Raw genomic sequence first — 15,481 nt, 5'->3', positions numbered from 1 at the left:
GGCGTGTCGTGGGAGGTGACTGTGGTGCCTCTGGTATTCAGGTTCAAAGGTGAACAGATCTTTACTGTAATTGGTATTATATAAAGGATAAAAAAAAGAGCCTTAAGGCTCCTTTTCAATACGGTGAGGTAGTGCAGACAACAATAAGGTCAGGGAGCCAGTGCCAGGCTGTGGCGATAGTAATCGTTGGCCTGACTCACATCCTTGCGCTGTTCGGCCAACCCGGCCAGCAGAATATAATCGCCGGCGGTGGGTTGCAGGGCAATCGCCTGCTGTAGATGCGCTTCTGCTTCTTCCGGCTTGCCATCCTTGAGGTAGAGCTGACCCAGGGTGGAGTGCAGCTCGGGCAGGGTTTCCTGCTTCGCCTTCTTCTCCAGTACCGTCAGCAGCGGATGGTAGTCGCTAAGTTGCAACTGTGTCATGCACACCAGCAGTCGGGGATCTGTGATCTTGCTCAAGCCTTCCAGCAGCAGCTGATGTGCTTCCTTGTGCGCTTTAAGGGCAATCAGGCGATCGCATAACGGCGCCAGGATCTCGGGCTGATACTTTTCCTTGCGCGGCAAACCTTGCCACAGGGTGAGCAGACCGGCGCTGCCATCGGTATGGGCGGTGCTGTCAAACCAGCCGACATAGGCTTGTTGTTTCAGCGCTGCTTGTTCATCGGCATCAATCAACCCCTGACTGGCCAGGGCATCCAGGGTGGTCATCAGCTCTGGCCACTTTCCGGTGGCAAGATAAACGTCCTTCTGCAACTTGAGCAGGGCGGGATGGCTGCCATACTCTTGTTCCAGTTGCTGGGTGCCGGCCAGGGCGAGTTCAAACTGGCCTTGCTGATATTGCAGGCGAGTTTGCGTCAGTCCCACGGCCAAACCGGCTCCGGGGTTATGCTCGTGCGCCAGGCGTAAATAGTCGTCGCGGTTGGCTTCGAGGCCCTGAGCCTGGGCTGCGGTGGCGGCATTCAGGTAGTTGAGCAGCGCCAGATCGTTGCCCTTGGTGCCTTTTAGCAGCATTTTTTCGGCGGCAGCATAGTCCTCCGCTACCAGAGCCTGCATACCACTCTGGGTATAATTCAAGGCCTTGCGGCGGCGACGGCCCACAAACCAGCTGCGTGTCTTGTGGCCGATGCCGAAAATACGGCCCAGCACCCATTCAACAAACAGCAGCAAGACGTAAAACAGCACTATGGCAACCAAGAAGAAGGTCGCCGTGGTTTCCACTGTGTAGCTACCGGCGGCCAATAACACATAGCCCTGCTGACCGGTAATATCCGGACCTATGATGAGGCCGGCAGCCAGGATGACGATGATAATCGCAAGACGGATCATAGACTTCCCCTCACTGGCCAGTTAGCAGACGTTGCAGTCTGTCATCCAACAGTTGCTTTAAGCTATCTTGAGCGGCGAATTGCTCAGGATAGTCCACCTTGATCTGCAGTCCGCTAAGCGCGTCGATTTGCTCGAGCATAAACTGGCGCACGCTGTCATCGGCAAAGTAATCCTGCAGCCACTGTTTGGACTGAGCCAGCGAACTGTCGTAAATTTCTTGCTGCTCGCGATAAACCGCCAACTGAGCCTGCAATAGCTTGCCCTTCAGATTCTCGCTCAAGTACCAGTGCTGTTGGGGCGACAACAGCGCCTCTACGTTACCGTCGCGGCGGCGTACAGTGACAAAGTCATCGCTAAAACTGGCCCAGCTTTTTTTCAGGTTGGCTTTCCAGTCGCTGATCGAGTCGGAAAGCGTAAAGTCGGGCTCTTCGGCGCGGGCCATGATCACGCCATCCAGTTGCAACTTGTCGACCTGATCATTGATGCTGTTCAGCTTGATGACCAGACCTTCCCGATCGACTTTTTTCACCGACTTGATGCTGGCAATATCTGCAGCCAAGGCGCGGCGGACCGGGGTCAGGCCGGGATCATTGAGCGCGGCCAGGCGTTCATCCGCGTTGGCCAGCATCATGGCGGCAGCAACGGCATCCTGCTCCAGCCAGAGTTTACGGCCGGCCATACGTACCAGGTATTCGGCTTCGGCCAGCATCCAGTCATTAGGGCGCTTGCTGTCCAGATCCAGTACCTTGCGCGAAACACCTTCAATTTGCTCATTCAGGCTGTCCTGGCGGCTGGCAACATTATTGAGCAGTTTATTCTGTTTTGACTCGGCAGCCTGCAGCGAACTTTGCAGCTGTTGTTCCTGCTGCTGCATTTTCTGCTGTAACTGGGTGAGCTGTTCAGCCTGAACCTGCGCCTGATTGTGGCCATGCCAATAGAGAATAACAGCCAGTATTAGGGCGATAATAATGGCAACAATCGCCAGTACCTTGCCCGATGAAGACGCTTTTTCTTGTTTCGGCTCGCTGGTTTCCGGCACCTTGGATTCAGGCTGGGCGCCTGCTTGTTCCGGTTTGCCCGGGCCAGAAGAAGCCGTGGAGGATGCTGTTGTTATCACCTCGGCCTGGGTGTTATCACCGGCGGTCGTCTTCTGATTATCTTGATTCTTATCAGTCTTGTCTGTCATTCCGTTTCCTCTCATCCAGAGCGGCAATCAGAGCCTGATTGGATGCACCTTCTGCATTTATGATCTGAGTGAAGCCCAGCTCCCTGGCCTCAAGTACCACGCGGATGCTGGGAACAATCAATAAACGGCTTAGCAGCCAGTCCTTTGCGCTGCTGGCCAGCTGAGTAACATGACTCAGTAAACCGCCACTGGTGATGATAATACTGTCCACACCCTGAGTCTGCCAGCTTTTCACCAGTTTTCCATCTGGGTCTTGGCGATATTGGCGACGATAAACCTCGCAATACTCGACCAGAGCCCCTCTGCCGGTCAGGGTGGGCGCTATCATATGACGCCCACCGTTTCCGCGCAGAATAACCACTCGCCGGCCCGGCAATTGCTCCAGACCCGGCAACGAAATAATACCTTCGGAGCGAGGGTCGTCCGGCACGGCTGCCCCGGAAATACCGACGGCAGCAAAGGCGTTGCCCGTGGCTTCACCCACCGCAATATAATGCGCCTCGGGCCAGGCCAGATTGTGTTGCCGCAGGGCATTATCGGTAAAATCCACCGCATGTACGCTGACCGCTATCACATAATCCTCAGCCGATAACTGGCCCAGCAGATGAGGGAGCCGGTTTAATTCGGCTCCGTCAACGAAACTGAGCAAGGGGCTGGTCACCGGCTGGTGGCCAGCCGCACGCAAAGCCTGGCTCAAGCTGGTCGCCTGAGGCTCGGGGCGAACCACCAAAGGTGTCATGACTGATAAACCTCGGCCAGTATTTTATCGGCGCCACGGGCAAGCAGGCGTTTTGCCATTTCGGCACCCATCTCTTTACCCTGGTCGGCGGGGCCGGTCATTTCTTCATGAATAATCTGGCTGCCGTCGGGACGGCCCACCAGGCCACGCAGCCACAGCTGATCGCCTTGCAGCTCGGCGTAAGAACCGATAGGTACCTGACAACCGCCTTGCAGCCCCTGGTTCATGGCACGCTCTGCTTCTACTCTCAGGCGAGATTCGTGATGGTCGAGGGGCGCGAGCAGTGCGAGCAGCTCGGCATCATCCAGTCGAGATTCGATGCCCACGGCACCCTGGCCATTGGCGGGCAGGCAGTCTTCCGGGCTCATTAACCCGGCAATACGATCGTCCAGCTCCAGGCGCTTGAGCCCGGCGGCCGCCAGAATAATGGCATCGTATTCACCATCATCCAGCTTGCGCAGGCGAGTCTGCACGTTGCCCCGCAGCACTTTTACTTCCAGGTGCGGGTAGCGGGCGCGGATCTGGCATTCGCGGCGCAGGCTGGCTGTGCCCACCACGGCACCGGCCGGCAATTGTTCCAGGTGAGTATAATGGTTGGATACAAAGGCATCGCGCGGATCTTCGCGCTCGCAAATCACGGTCAGGCCCAGGCCTTCCGGGAACTCTACCGGCACATCTTTCATCGAATGCACGGCAATATCGGCGCGACCGTCCAGCATGGCTTGCTCCAGCTCTTTAATAAAGAGCCCCTTGCCGCCAATTTTGGCGAGCGGAGTATCGAGCAGCACATCACCTTTGGTGGTCATCGGCACCAGTTCTACCTCTATATGAGGGTGTAGCCGTTCGAGCTGCTCTTTAACATAATGGGCCTGCCACAGGGCCAACAGACTCTTGCGGGTGGCGATACGTATGGTGCGATTTGCCATTTGAATCTCTTCTAATATCCACTAATCGTTCGATATTATCATTCCTGTGCCGGCATTACAGGGGAGAAAACCGGTTCGCTAACATCTTGCCGGTTCGGTTATCGACATATATTGTTCATTCTGTAACGAATTGTTACCATGATCACACTTTTGCCCCTCGATCGGGGGGCCGTGTCGGTCCACCAAAGGCCCATACTCTTGCACGCTAATTTTCACCGGCTCGTAGAGCAAAGTGATCAATTTAATCAGCAAAAACAGGCTCATGCCTTAGCAATCATGAGTCGTTATGGCCAGCAGGTGTTTCAATTACTGCCGGTTTTGCTGCATTACAACCACCCTCTGTTGCCAGGCTATGTGCCGGGTAACGTGCCTGTGGGCGTGTGCCACTTCTTGCCCAATGACCGCCAGCAGCAGTTTATTGATGAGCTGTGCCAGGCCGCGAACGGCCATCAGGGGCTGGCATCCGGGGAAGGTGAAATATTTGGTCTCTATTCCATGGGCAGCACCTCGTCCATAGGGCAGAGCCGGGAGTCGGATCTCGACGTCTGGGTGTGCTATTCCCACCAGATGGAGCCAGAGCGCGTGGCCTGGCTGCAACAAAAATGCCTGCTGATTTCGCAATGGGCCGAGCAGCGCCAGGTCGAATTGAATCTGTTTTTGATCCCGGATAACAAGTTTCGCACCGACAATCAGCAGTCGGTAGAAGGCGAGAGCTGTGGCAGTGCCCAGCACTTGCTGTTGCTTGACGAGTTTTATCGTAGCCACCTGTGCATTGCCGGCAAGCGACTGGTGTGGATGTTTGCCCCGGGCAAGCTGGGCCCGCGTTACGATAGTTTTGTGGCCGAGCAATTCGCCAACGGCACCCTTAATCACGATGAATGGCTGGATCTGGGCGGGTTTGCCCGTATACCGGCAGAAGAGTACTTTGGCTCGGCACTGTGGCAGCTGTATAAAAGCATCGACTCGCCCTACAAGGCGGTGCTGAAAACCGTGCTGATGGAAGCCTATTCCCACGAGTACCCCGATACCCAGTTACTGTGTCGCCATCTTAAAGGGCACTTTCAAAGTGCCGACCGGCTCGATGAGCGCCAGGATCACTATATGCTGATGCTGGAAAAGGTGACCGGCTACCTTAAATCGATTGGCGATGAGCAGCGGCTGGATCTGGTACGGCGCTGCTTTTATTTAAAAGTGTCCGAAGGGTTCGACTTTTCGCCAACCCGGCACGAGCCTTATGCCTCGCGTATCGAACAGATTAATCAGCTGATAGCGGCCTGGGGCTGGTCGGCAGACAAGGTGGCGCTCCTTAACAACCGGGCTAACTGGAAGGTGGAGCAGGTTAAATCCGCTTATGGCGAGTTGCTGGAAGCCCTGATGCAGAGCTATCGCAATCTGATCCAGTTTGCCCGTCGCAACAACATCAGTGAGTCGATCAACCCGGAAGATATCGGCATTTTATCGCGCAAGCTCTATGCTGCCTTCGAGAGCCTGCCCGGCAAGGTACAGTTAATCAACCTGAGCATAGCGCCCAACCTGGCCGAGCCCAAGATCAGCCTGGTGCAGGTGCCGGCAGGGCGGCTGAATAAAGCCGGCTGGTACCTCTATAAACAGGGGCTGACGCCCACCGAGCTGATTGGTCGTAGCCCGCTCGAATACAGTGGCTATGTGGGTAAGCTGATAGCCTGGGCACACTTCAACGGCCTGCTGAACAAAGAAACGCAGTTGCAGCTGTTCAATCAGGATACGGACGTCAGCCTGCAGCACTTGCAGGAATTCTGCCGCGACTTGGCCCGTACTTTTCTGGTGCGGGCCCCCTCACCCAGCAACCTGGCCCTGAGCCGCCCCTGTGAAGTTCGCCAGCTCGGTATCTTTCTGAATCTGGAACAGGACCCCACCGCTAGCTGGCATCATAGACCCATTGAATTTAACGCCAAAACCAGTGATCCCTTCAGCTTTGGTCAACAGCTGGAAAACCTGGTGGGCTCGGTCGATATCCTGTATCGCAACTCCTGGGACGAGATCCGCTCTTTGCATTTTAGCGGCCCCATGGCCGTCATAGAGGGCCTCACCACCATACTGGGCAAGATGCACCAGGGGGCCAAGCCCCCCGAAAGCCTGCAGGTATTCTGTTACAGCCTGAACTTTCGCAGCCTGATCCGGACTCGTTTCGAACAGCTGATTAAAGAATGTATCGACTTGCGCCTGGCCAGAGAGCAGGGCAGTACCGTCAAGACATTGCTGTTAGGCTCCGAAGAGCACAGCATCTTTTTTGAACGTCGGGGAGTGAGCGTACAAAAGCGGGCCGCCACCGATCAGCTGTCGGTGCGACAACAGCTTCCCCACAGCACCTTGCGTTTGGAACAGCAGGTTGGCAAGCGAGTGCCGGACATTGTCGACGTGTATGCCAGCGAAGGCCTGATGCAGTTCTTTTTCGAAGACAGCGGGAAAAACTACGATCTGTATATTCTGGATGAGGCAAACCGGGTGGAAGTCTACCGTCAGGTCTCGGGCAGCAAAGATGAGGTCGTGCAAAGTGTTAACCGTTTTTACACGTCAAATCAACAAGTTGCAGGACAAAGTGATTTTGCCCATTTCAACCTGCCCCAGTATTACGAAATAGTGACGGATCAGGGGCAACAAAGGGTATTGCCTTACAAAAGTACCAAGGAAGGCCGAGACGATGCTCGACCTTGTTTAAACGAGAGTTAGAGTGCGAGCTTGGTTTCGCCCTGGCGCTCGGCCTGCAGGCTGAGCCAGCTCAGCAGCTCGTGGCCCTGGCGATTGTCGATCCACTTATCGTCTTTCAGGGCAAAGTGGTGGCCGTTTTCGCGGGTGGCCAGCCAGATTTGATGGAGTGGCTCCTGGCGGTTGATCACGAATTTGACATCGTTTTCAAAGGTCAGCGTCATGACGCCGCCTATGGTTTCACAATCTATATCGACGCCGCTGCTATCTATGGTTTCTTCAATATGCTGGTAAATGGCATCAGCCAAGGAATGGAATTCACTGTCGTTCATCGCCTGCTTCCTATTGCTTTTGAAAGTGTGAGTGAGATTATAAGGGTCTGGAAACATATTCACAGTCAACCTATGAACATATTCAAGTTAACCGCACTGGTTGCTTTATGCCTGAGTTTGTTGGGGTGCGGCCTTAAAGGACCGCTAACGCTCCCCGAGCCCGAGCAAAAGCAACCCCAAACTGAGCAGTCGTAAAGGAATATACCTTGGATTATTTTAATTATCAGGAAGATGGCCGCCTTTACGGTGAAGCCTGCGATTTAAGCCGTTTAGCCGAGCAGCATGGCACCCCACTTTATGTGTACTCGCGCGCGACCCTGGAGCGCCACTGGCACGCCTTTGACCAGGCCGCCGGTGACGTTAAGCACCTTATTTGTTATGCCGTAAAAGCCAACTCCAATCTGGCGGTCCTCAACGTGCTGGCGCGTCTGGGCTCGGGGTTCGATATCGTCTCCAAGGGCGAATTGTGCCGCGTGCTGGCCGCGGGTGGCGATGCGAGCAAGGTGGTGTTTTCCGGAGTGGGCAAACGGGTCGACGAAATTCAGTTTGCGCTGGAACAGAATATCTTCTGCTTTAACGTGGAATCGATTGCCGAGTTGGCGCGGATCAACGAGGTAGCGGGCAACATGGGTCGCAAGGCGCCTGTTTCCATTCGAGTAAACCCGGACATAGATGCCGGCACCCATCCTTATATCTCTACCGGCCTGAAAGAAAACAAGTTTGGCATTCCCATCGAGCAGGCACGAGACGTATATCGCCTGGCCGCGAGCATGGAGCACCTGGAGATTCACGGTCTGGACTGCCACATAGGGTCGCAGCTCACCGAGGTGTCCCCGTTCCTGGAAGCGGTCGACAAGTTGTTGGTGCTGATTGATGCCCTGTCTGCCGACGGTATCCATATTCAGCACCTGGATGTGGGTGGCGGTTTGGGCGTGCGTTATGACAACGAAACTCCGCCCGAGCCCGGCGAATATGTCAAACAGTTGAAATCCCGCCTGCAAGGTCGGGATTTGACCCTGGTGTTTGAGCCCGGTCGCGCCATTGCCGCCAACGCCGGCGTACTGCTCACTCGAGTCGAGCACCTGAAGCCAGGCGAAGCCAAAAACTTTGCCATTGTTGATGCCGCCATGAACGACTTGATCCGTCCGGCCTTGTACAGCGCCTGGCAGGCCATTATTCCGGTGGACAGCACCCTGGAACGACAGGCCGCCATCTATGATGTGGTGGGTCCCATCTGTGAAACCGGCGACTTTATCGGTAAAGACCGCGAGCTTGCGATCACCGAAGGCGACTTGCTGGCGGTGCGTTCTGCCGGGGCCTACGGTTTTGTGATGGCTTCCAACTACAACAGCCGCCCCCGCGCCGCAGAATTGATGGTGGATGGTGAGCAGGCGTTTGTTATTCGCGAGCGTGAGCAATTAACCGATTTGTGGTGTGGCGAAAGTCTGTTACCCGAATCCTGAGGGGGGATCCGTGATCCAATTTTCCAAAATGCAGGGGCTCGGCAACGACTTTATGGTCGTTGATGGCGTCACCCAGAAGGTGTTTTTCAATCCCGAGGTGATACGGCAGTTGGCTGACCGTCATTTTGGCATTGGCTTCGACCAGCTGTTGCTGGTCGAGCCACCCTATGATCCGGATCTCGACTTTCATTACCGCATTTTTAATGCCGATGGCAGCGAAGTCGAGCAGTGTGGCAATGGTGCCCGCTGCTTCGCCCGCTTCGTGCGTTTGAAAGGGCTGACCCATAAAGACCGGATTAGCGTCAGTACCCAAAAAGGCAACATAGTCCTGCAGCTTGAAAAAGATAATCAGGTCACGGTTAACATGGGCGTGCCGGAATTTGAGCCCGCCAAAATCCCTTTCAAGGCGCAAAAGGCAGAAAAAACCTATCTGGTGCCCTCTGCCCTGCAAACGGTCTTGTGTGGCGTGGTGTCTATGGGTAACCCCCATTGCGTGCTGGAAGTGGGCGACATTAATACCGACCTGGTGGCCAAACTGGGCCCCGAGCTGGAGCACCACGAGCGTTTTCCGGCTCGGGTCAATGTGGGTTTTATGCAGATTGTCAGTGCCCGCGATATCAAGCTCAGAGTGCATGAACGTGGCGCGGGTGAAACCCTGGCTTGCGGCACCGGTGCCTGCGCGGCGGCGGTGATGGGCATGAGCTGGGGCAAGCTGGCGGACAGGGTGCGGGTGCAATTGCCGGGCGGGGTACTGAATATTGCCTGGCAAGGGCCGGGCAAGCCGGTATATATGACGGGCCCCGCAGAGCATGTATTTGACGGACTGATAAACCTATGACCGAGAACGTGACTGAAACGAGTCGATGTGTAAAAACGGGCCTGGACGACAGTCAGATTGCCGAATATTTGCTGGCGCAACCGCACTTTTTCGAGCGTCAGCGCAACTTGCTGGAACAGCTACGGCTGCCCCATGAACAGCGCGGCAGTGTTTCACTGGTAGAAGTGAAGCTCGATCATCAGCGCCAGCGTATTTATGAGCTGGAAGATGAAATTACCGAGCTGATGACGGTGGCGGGGGAGAATGAGCGCATTTTTCGCGTTTATATGGATCTCATGCCGCGGCTGTTTGAATGTGCCAGCGTGTCCGAGCTGGAGTCGTGCATACGCAGCACCCTGCAGCAGCAATTGCGGGTGCAGGCGGTGCGACTGGTGCTGGATCCCAGAACCTATCCGAGTGCGACCAGCCCGGCAGGGGAGCAGCTGGAGCGCTTGTATCGCGAGCGCATGGCCAGCCAACTGGTGTATCTGGGGCGATTGGGCAAAGAAGAAAAGCTGCGACTGTTTCAGGACTCGCTGGTTAACTCCTGTGCCCTGATCCGCCTGGGTGCAAAGGGAGAACAGGGCTTGCTGGCCTTTGGCAGTGCCGATGGCAGTCATTATGGCTCGGGCATGGACACCTTGCTCATTAACCAGTTGGCCGATGTGCTGGCGCTGTTATTGCCCAGGCTGATGGCTGCGGGACAGACCTGTAATGAGCGCGGTTAATCTCACGGGCGACATCAGTGATTTTCTTGAATACCTGCGGGTAGAGCGCCAGCTGAGTGTGAATACCCGCAGCGGCTATGGTCGCAACCTCAATGCCATGGCCGAGCAGTTGAGCGAATTATCGCTCGACGGCTGGTCGGCTCTCACCATCAGCCATGTGCGTGGCCTGGCCACTCGCATGCACAAAAGCGGCCTGTCGCCGCGTTCCATCGCCACCAAGCTGAGCGCTCTGCGCAGTTTCTGCGACTGGTTGATCCTGCAGGGACGGCTGCAGGCCAACCCGGCCCGCGGCGTCAGCGCCCCCAAACAGGGGCGACCCCTACCGAAAAACCTCGATGTCGACGAACTGCACCAGCTGATGAATATTGACGAATCCGATCCGCTGGCGGTGCGAGATCGCGCCATCATGGAGCTGATGTACTCGTCCGGCCTGCGGCTGGCGGAGCTGGTCGACCTGAACCTGGGTGATATCCAGTTTGATGAACGCCAGGTACGGGTGATCGGTAAAGGCAATAAAGAGCGCATTTTACCGGTGGGACGCATGGCGCTCGACTGGCTGAAAAAATGGCTGGCGGTACGCGGTGCCGTGGCCGGCAGCGAGGAAGTCGCCTTGTTTGTCAGTCAGCGCCAACGCCGTATCAGCCACCGCAGCGTACAGTTACGATTGGCGCAGTGGGGGGGCAAGCAGGCGTTGGCCAGCCATATTCACCCGCACAAGCTGCGTCATTCTTTTGCCACTCATATGCTGGAATCGAGCGGCGATTTACGCGCGGTACAAGAGCTGTTGGGCCATGCGGATCTGGCCACCACCCAGATTTATACGCACCTGGACTTTCAGCATCTGGCCAAGGCCTACGATCAGGCCCACCCCAGAGCGAAACGCGAAAAAGACTAGCGGTACGCTATACGCCGTACGTTAAAGAAACAGAAAACATCGTCGCTTTATCTTGTGTAGGGTCCAATTTATTGGACCGCTTTTATGCGGTGTTATGGTTCTTGTGCAGATATTCTTTACCCGAATAAGGCGCCCCTATAAAAATACAAGATCCTGATTTTTATCAGGATGACGGCAAACATAAAAACACCGCCTTGAACTTACGGCGTATAGCGTAAAACGTAAGGCTATTGATTAAAGGAACCCCTATGCGCTTTTATAAACGTCTGACGAAGGTCAAGGTCATCAGTTTTGACCTGGACGATACCCTGTACGATAACGTGCCCGTGATTGCGGCGGCGGAAGCCTGGCTGTTGCAGGCGTTAAAGCAGCATCATCCCGAGTCCACCCTGCTGGGTGCGGACAATCTGGCTGCCATCAAGCGCCAGGTGCTGCTGGCCGAACCCGAGCTGAGTCATGATGTGAGCGCCTGTCGTCTGCGGGTGCTGACCGAGGGGCTGCGTCAGCAAGGGATGGCCGAGACCTCGGCCGCCGCCATGGCCGAGGAGTTTTATCAGGGCTTTTTAACCGAACGCGGCAAGATTCAGGTGCCCGAGACCAGTCATCGGGTGTTAACCCAGCTGGGCCAGCACTATCAGCTGGCGGTGATCACCAATGGTAACCTGCCGCTGGAACACACCGAGCTGGCACCTTATTTTGAGGTGGTGCTCAGGGCCGGCATTGATGGTCGCATGAAGCCGGCACCGGATATGTTTGATGCCTTGGCCGAACAGACCGGCGTGCAAGCCTCGGAAATCCTGCACATAGGCGATCATATCAGGACCGATGTGGCAGGGGCGGTGCACAGTGGCTGTCAGGCGGTGTGGCTCAACGACCAGGGGCGCAGCGAAGCGGCATTGCAGTGTTTGCCGCATGTAGAGCTTGAGCGGTTGGAGCAATTGCTGGAGCTGTTATAATCGCCCAAAATGTCGTGAGGAGAGAGGCGTAAAGTGTGAAGGGGAATAACGACCCAAAACGGCTTAGGTTATGGCTAACACCTCACCCTTTACTCTTCACGACAAACCAAAATAAACTCAGGAGTTGTAATGGATGTATCCAGCCTGCTTGACGGCATGAACGACAAGCAAAGGGAGGCGGTTGCCGCCCCGGCCCAGAACATGTTGGTGCTGGCCGGTGCCGGCAGTGGCAAGACTCGGGTGCTGGTGCATCGCATTGCCTGGTTGATGCAGGTGGAGCAGGTGCCGGCATCGGCCATTCTGGCGGTGACCTTTACCAACAAGGCCTCGGCAGAAATGCGTGGCCGGGTAGAACAACTGCTGGGCGGGCGTTTGTTTGGCTTATGGCTGGGCACCTTTCATGGCCTGGCTCATCGCCTGCTGCGCGCCCACCACCTGGATGCCAAACTGCCCCAGGACTTTCAAATTCTGGACTCCGACGATCAGCAACGTTTGCTGCGCCGTATTCTCAAAAGCATGAATCTGGATGAAAAGCAGTGGCCGGCGCGGCAAGCGGCCGGCTTTATCAATGCCCGCAAAGATGAAGGGTTAAGGCCGAAAGACATTCAAATCCTGCACGACCCCGTGCAGCAAACCTACCAGCGCATTTATCAGGTGTACCAGGATACCTGTGATCGCGCCGGCCTGGTGGACTTTGCCGAGTTGCTGCTGCGTGCCCACGAGCTGTGGCTGTACAAGCCGCATATTCTGGCCCACTACCAGGAACGTTTTCGCCATATTCTGGTGGACGAATTCCAGGACACCAACAGCATTCAATACGCCTGGTTGCAGATGCTGGCCGGTCAGCAAGCCCGGGTGATGATAGTGGGCGACGACGATCAGTCCATTTACGGCTGGCGCGGGGCGCGAGTAGAAAACATTGCGCGCTTTCTGCGCGATTTTCCCGGTGCCGACACCATCAGACTGGAGCAGAATTACCGCTCGACCGGGACCATCCTCAAGGCCGCCAACACCCTGATTGCCAATAATGCCGAGCGCATGGGCAAAGAGTTGTGGACCGAAGGCGTGGAAGGGGAGCCGATTGCGCTGTATGGCGCCTTTAATGAAGTCGACGAAGCCCGCTTCGTGGTGGAGCGCATCAAGCAATGGCGTCAGCAAGACGGTTTATTAACGGAAGCCGCCATTCTGTATCGCAACAACGCCCAGTCGCGGGTGCTGGAAGAGGCGCTGATCCAGGCGCGGTTGCCCTATCGCATTTATGGCGGGCTGCGTTTCTTCGAGCGTCAGGAAATCAAGGATGCGCTGGGCTACTTACGATTGATGAATAACCGCGGTGACGAAGCCGCCTTCGAGCGCATCGTGAATACGCCTACCCGGGGTATTGGCGAGCGCACCCTGGGCCTGATACGCGAGGCGGCCCGTGACCGTCAGCTGACCCTGTGGCAATCCGCCTGGACCCTGGTCGAAGAAAAAGTATTGAGTGGCCGCGCCGCCTCTGCGGTGAGCCGCTTCCTGGCCCTGATCAATCAGCTGGAAGACGACACCCGTGAGCTGCCCCTGCATGTGCAGACCGACAGGGTCATCGAGCTGTCGGGCCTGAAGGCCATGTATCAGGCCGAGCGGGGCGAAAAAGCCCAGGCCCGGGTAGAGAACCTGGAAGAGCTGGTCAGTGCCACTCGTCAATTCACGCCTTCCGAAGACGATGACATGTCGTTGTTGTCGGCGTTTTTATCCCATGCGGCGCTGGAAGCCGGCGAAAGCCAGGCGGATCAGTTTGATGATGCGGTGCAGCTGATGACGCTGCATTCGGCCAAGGGACTGGAATTTCCGCTGGTGTTCATGGTGGGCGTGGAAGAAGGCATGTTCCCCAGCCAGCAGTCGGCAGAAGAAAGCCAGCGGCTGGAAGAAGAGCGCCGCCTGGCTTATGTGGGCATAACGCGTGCCATGAGCAAGCTGTATATCAGCCATGCGGAAACGCGACGCTTATATGGCAAGGAAATGTTTCATCGCCCCAGTCGCTTTATTAAAGAGTTGCCCGGCGACTGTGTGGAAGAAGTACGCCTTAAAGCCACGGTCAGCCGAGCGGTCCCCAACGGTCGCTTCAGTCAGGATCGCGTGCAGGATACCTTCAATGAAACCGGCTTTCGCCTGGGGCAGCGGGTATCGCATCCCAAGTTTGGTGAAGGCGTGGTCTTGAACTTCGAAGGTGCCGATGCCCACAGCCGAGTACAGGTGCAATTTGCAGATGGCGGCAGCAAATGGCTGGTCACCGCCTACGCGCGGCTGGAAGCCTTGTAACTGCAAGCGGCAAACGTGAGGAGTAAGGTGTGAGGAGCAAACCGTCTTTTGCAGTTCGGTTCACCCCTCACGCTGCACTCTTTACGCCTCACACCTCACGGCTCTTCGTTGTTTCACCCCATCCCAGCTGTAAATCACCAGTGATAGCCAGATCAGGGCGAAGGTGATGACCTTGTCCTGGCTCAAGGGTTCGTCGTAGATGAGCACGGCCAGCAAAAACATCATGCTGGGGCCGATATACTGGAAAAAGCCCAGCGTCGACAGCCTGAGCCGTTTGGCGGCACCGGCAAACAGTAACAAGGGAGCCGTGGTTACTATGCCGGCCGAGATCAGCCATAAATTGGTATTCAGCGAGTTTGTGCTCATCTGGCTGGTGGTGCTATCGGCAAAACCAAATAAGTAAATAGCGGCTAACGGTAATAGCACCAGGGTTTCCAGCATCAGGCCGGTAACCGGGTCGACCGGCACCTTCTTACGGATCAGGCCGTAAAAACCGAAAGAAATGGCCAGTACCAAGGCCACCCAGGGCAAACTGCCAAATACCACCAATTGAATGACCACACCACTGGCGGCCAGCGCCACCGCGACCCATTGCATCGGCCGAAAGCGCTCACCTAAAAACAGCATGGCCAGCACGATATTGAACAGCGGATTAATGTAATAGCCCAGGCTGGCATCCAGCATATGGTTGTTATTGACCGCCCAGATAAAGACCAGCCAATTCAAACCAATAATGCAGGATGACATCGCCAGCATCAGCAAGTACCTGGGCTGGCGCAGCACGGCCCGGACTCTGGGCCAATACTTGAGCAGGCTGAGCAGCACCAGCAACAGCAAGAAAGACCAGATCACCCTGTGGGTCAAAATCTCGTAAGCGGGCACCTGGGTCAGCTGCTTGAAATACATGGGCGCTATGCCCCACAGCACGTATGCGCCGATAGCAAACAGCGCTCCCTGGGTGGCGTTATCTTTTTCCATGGTAAAAGTCTGACGATAAAGTAAAAGACCAGTGTAACGACCCCCGACCAAGGCTGGCCAGCACTAAACCGTGCTTATACCAAACAGATTAAATAGCAGATCTATTTTCTTGCTCTATAAAAGTCGGACAAAGGGCCTACTCCACCGACACGC

General features: G+C 55.9%; 14 protein-coding genes. 8 read left to right on the top strand and 6 right to left on the bottom strand.

Annotated features, from left to right (window positions below):
• Positions 1-149: 149 nt before the first annotated feature.
• Genes ACN0VL_RS14470 through hemC form a run of 4 tightly spaced genes read right to left on the bottom strand, consistent with a single transcriptional unit; the run spans position 150 to position 4,176 of the window.
• A complete protein-coding gene (locus tag ACN0VL_RS14470) occupies positions 150-1,325 on the bottom strand; it encodes a heme biosynthesis HemY N-terminal domain-containing protein (RefSeq protein ID WP_417618583.1) in 1,176 nt (391 codons plus the stop codon).
• Between the two features lie 10 nt (positions 1,326-1,335).
• Positions 1,336-2,511, bottom strand: coding sequence for a uroporphyrinogen-III C-methyltransferase (locus tag ACN0VL_RS14465; protein ID WP_417618581.1), 1,176 nt, complete (start codon positions 2,509-2,511; stop codon positions 1,336-1,338).
• Positions 2,495-3,250: a uroporphyrinogen-III synthase gene (locus ACN0VL_RS14460; RefSeq protein ID WP_417618579.1), complete on the bottom strand. Its 756-nt coding sequence runs from the start codon at positions 3,248-3,250 to the stop codon at positions 2,495-2,497. Before ACN0VL_RS14460 ends, ACN0VL_RS14465 begins: the two co-directional genes overlap by 17 nt.
• The gene (hemC, locus tag ACN0VL_RS14455; protein ID WP_417618577.1) at positions 3,247-4,176 is read right to left on the bottom strand and encodes a hydroxymethylbilane synthase; all 930 of its coding nucleotides are present in this window, start codon (positions 4,174-4,176) and stop codon (positions 3,247-3,249) included. The genes ACN0VL_RS14460 and hemC overlap by 4 nt, the downstream gene beginning before the upstream one ends.
• Before the next feature lie 198 nt (positions 4,177-4,374).
• Between hemC and ACN0VL_RS14450 the strand changes: the two genes are divergently transcribed.
• Positions 4,375-6,885, top strand: coding sequence for a class I adenylate cyclase (locus ACN0VL_RS14450; RefSeq protein ID WP_417618585.1), 2,511 nt, complete (start codon positions 4,375-4,377; stop codon positions 6,883-6,885).
• Here ACN0VL_RS14450 and cyaY read toward each other — a convergent pair.
• Positions 6,882-7,193 (bottom strand): iron donor protein CyaY, encoded by a 312-nt coding sequence (gene cyaY / locus ACN0VL_RS14445; protein ID WP_417618575.1) that lies wholly within the window; start codon positions 7,191-7,193, stop codon positions 6,882-6,884. The genes ACN0VL_RS14450 and cyaY overlap by 4 nt on opposite strands.
• Between cyaY and lptM the strand changes: the two genes are divergently transcribed.
• The 7 genes from lptM to uvrD all read left to right on the top strand — a co-directional run bounded on the left by lptM (position 7,146) and on the right by uvrD (position 14,350).
• The gene (gene lptM / locus ACN0VL_RS14440; RefSeq protein ID WP_417618573.1) at positions 7,146-7,388 is read left to right on the top strand and encodes an LPS translocon maturation chaperone LptM; all 243 of its coding nucleotides are present in this window, start codon (positions 7,146-7,148) and stop codon (positions 7,386-7,388) included. The two genes, cyaY and lptM, sit on opposite strands and share 48 nt — an antisense overlap.
• Positions 7,389-7,399: 11 nt before the next feature.
• The gene (gene lysA, locus ACN0VL_RS14435; RefSeq protein ID WP_417618571.1) at positions 7,400-8,656 is read left to right on the top strand and encodes a diaminopimelate decarboxylase; all 1,257 of its coding nucleotides are present in this window, start codon (positions 7,400-7,402) and stop codon (positions 8,654-8,656) included.
• Positions 8,657-8,666: 10 nt separating this feature from the next.
• Positions 8,667-9,494 (top strand): diaminopimelate epimerase, encoded by an 828-nt coding sequence (dapF, locus tag ACN0VL_RS14430; protein WP_417618569.1) that lies wholly within the window; start codon positions 8,667-8,669, stop codon positions 9,492-9,494.
• Positions 9,495-9,502: 8 nt separating this feature from the next.
• Positions 9,503-10,201 carry a DUF484 family protein gene (locus ACN0VL_RS14425; protein WP_417618567.1) on the top strand — a complete coding sequence of 233 codons (699 nt, stop codon included), beginning with the start codon at positions 9,503-9,505 and terminating at the stop codon, positions 10,199-10,201.
• Positions 10,188-11,096, top strand: coding sequence for a tyrosine recombinase XerC (gene xerC / locus ACN0VL_RS14420; RefSeq protein ID WP_417618565.1), 909 nt, complete (start codon positions 10,188-10,190; stop codon positions 11,094-11,096). Before ACN0VL_RS14425 ends, xerC begins: the two co-directional genes overlap by 14 nt.
• A gap of 248 nt (positions 11,097-11,344) precedes the next feature.
• Positions 11,345-12,052: an HAD-IA family hydrolase gene (locus ACN0VL_RS14415; protein WP_417618563.1), complete on the top strand. Its 708-nt coding sequence runs from the start codon at positions 11,345-11,347 to the stop codon at positions 12,050-12,052.
• A gap of 129 nt (positions 12,053-12,181) precedes the next feature.
• Complete coding sequence (gene uvrD / locus ACN0VL_RS14410) at positions 12,182-14,350, top strand: DNA helicase II (protein WP_417618562.1); 2,169 nt, start codon at positions 12,182-12,184, stop codon at positions 14,348-14,350.
• A gap of 81 nt (positions 14,351-14,431) precedes the next feature.
• Here the strand turns inward: uvrD and rarD are convergent, their stop codons facing one another.
• The gene (rarD, locus tag ACN0VL_RS14405; RefSeq protein WP_417618560.1) at positions 14,432-15,328 is read right to left on the bottom strand and encodes an EamA family transporter RarD; all 897 of its coding nucleotides are present in this window, start codon (positions 15,326-15,328) and stop codon (positions 14,432-14,434) included.
• Positions 15,329-15,481 lie beyond the last annotated feature (153 nt).

The organism is Oceanisphaera sp. (assembly GCF_048268965.1).
In the GTDB taxonomy this organism is placed as follows: domain Bacteria; phylum Pseudomonadota; class Gammaproteobacteria; order Enterobacterales; family Aeromonadaceae; genus Oceanimonas.
This window is presented reverse-complemented; position numbering and strand designations above follow the sequence as displayed.

Coding starts and splice junctions, on each gene's coding strand:
- ACN0VL_RS14470 (WP_417618583.1), bottom strand. CDS start 1,325: ATGATCCGTCTTGCGATTATCATCGTCATCCTGGCTGCCGGCCTCATC.
- ACN0VL_RS14465 (WP_417618581.1), bottom strand. CDS start 2,511: ATGACAGACAAGACTGATAAGAATCAAGATAATCAGAAGACGACCGCC.
- ACN0VL_RS14460 (WP_417618579.1), bottom strand. CDS start 3,250: ATGACACCTTTGGTGGTTCGCCCCGAGCCTCAGGCGACCAGCTTGAGC.
- hemC (WP_417618577.1), bottom strand. CDS start 4,176: ATGGCAAATCGCACCATACGTATCGCCACCCGCAAGAGTCTGTTGGCC.
- lptM (WP_417618573.1), top strand. CDS start 7,146: ATGCTGGTAAATGGCATCAGCCAAGGAATGGAATTCACTGTCGTTCAT.
- cyaY (WP_417618575.1), bottom strand. CDS start 7,193: ATGAACGACAGTGAATTCCATTCCTTGGCTGATGCCATTTACCAGCAT.
- xerC (WP_417618565.1), top strand. CDS start 10,188: ATGAGCGCGGTTAATCTCACGGGCGACATCAGTGATTTTCTTGAATAC.
- ACN0VL_RS14415 (WP_417618563.1), top strand. CDS start 11,345: ATGCGCTTTTATAAACGTCTGACGAAGGTCAAGGTCATCAGTTTTGAC.
- uvrD (WP_417618562.1), top strand. CDS start 12,182: ATGGATGTATCCAGCCTGCTTGACGGCATGAACGACAAGCAAAGGGAG.
- rarD (WP_417618560.1), bottom strand. CDS start 15,328: ATGGAAAAAGATAACGCCACCCAGGGAGCGCTGTTTGCTATCGGCGCA.